The organism is Actinoplanes sp. NPDC048791 (assembly GCF_040650095.1).
GTDB lineage: Bacteria > Actinomycetota > Actinomycetes > Mycobacteriales > Micromonosporaceae > Actinoplanes.
On sequence record NZ_JBEZGQ010001662.1, the window covers coordinates 1 to 1,190 of the forward strand.

Sequence of the window (1,190 nt, forward strand, 5' to 3'; positions counted from 1 at the left end):
GCCGACGACGGCGACGTCCTGGTCGCGGATGTAGGCGCCGTCGCAGGTCGCGCAGCTGCCGACGCCGCGGCCGACGAACTCCTCCTCGCCGGGCATGGAGCCGCCGTCAGCAGCATCGCTGCGGTCGGTGTGGCCCTGGTCGGCGGTGGCGCCACCCTGCTGCTGCGCCGCCGGCGCAAGTTCATCGCCTGATCCCCGCCGAAATCCGCCACCGGCCCGCTCCGATGGTCAGCGACCGCCCGGGCCGAGCCGTGGCGTTTGCGGCGGTGGCGTCGTCAGCCCGTAGTCGAGAGTTCGCGGCGGATTTCCCTCCGCCTTGAAAACGTTGTAGCCGAAATACGTCGTGCCGATGACAGTCGGGTATCGCGAGCAATAGAAATGCGTGGTCGCGCGCAGGGCCGCGCGTTTAACCGTGACGTCGGCCACCAATCCCGCGGTCTGATCCGGCATCGAGTCGTGCGCGGCCAGCGTCTGGAATCCGTATTCGACGACGATCGGCGCCCCCGGCTGGGCGGCCACTGCCCGGTCCGCCGCCGACCGCAACCGCGGCGCGTCGATCAGCTCCTCCGTGCTGCTGCCGGCCGGCGGCACCCGGCCGCCGGGATAGCTGTAGCTGGTCAGCACGTAGCCGTCGGCGCCGCTGTCGCGATAGGACGGGATGCGGTACGAGCCGTCCCAGCCGTAGAACAGGCCGACGAAGACCGGCACCGGTCCGGCGTGCGGCCGGACCAGGGCGACCAGCTCCTTCGCGTACGCGACCTGGCGGCGCGCGGACAGCTCCGAGTTGACCCCGCCGAGCCGGGCCTGCACCCGCAGGTCGTCCACCGGCATGTTCAGCGCCAGGTAGGCCACCGGCTTGTCCCGTACGTAATCGAGCAGCTCACGGTGTCTGTCGAGCACCTGGGCCGCGTCCTCGGGGCGGAACGCGAACGTCGCCGGGTCGTACGCCTCCAGCCGGACGATCGCCCGCATCCGCAACGTGGTCAGCACGGTGAAGAACTCGTCGAGGCGGGACCTGCTCCAGGTCTCCAGGCCGTAGACGTTCACCGTGTCGATGGCGTGCCCGTCGCGCATCCGCCGCAGATCGCCGCTCACGTCGGCGGTCGGTGACCAGGTGGCGCCCTGGATCCAGCCGGCCGGGCCGGGATACGGCGTCAGCGCGGCCGAGCTGCCGGCGGGGGTGCCGGCCG

At 71.6% G+C, this 1,190-nt stretch carries 2 protein-coding genes; one reads left to right on the forward strand and one right to left on the reverse strand.

All coding sequences use genetic code 11. From position 1 onward, the window contains the following. Window positions 1-192: LPXTG cell wall anchor domain-containing protein (locus AB0C29_RS49410; RefSeq protein WP_360835448.1), on the forward strand; the 192-nt coding region annotated here is incomplete at its 5' end. 36 nt (window positions 193-228) lie between these two features. Here AB0C29_RS49410 and AB0C29_RS49415 read toward each other — a convergent pair. Next, on the reverse strand, window positions 229-1,190 hold a 962-nt coding region (locus AB0C29_RS49415; protein WP_360835450.1), incomplete at its 5' end, for a hypothetical protein.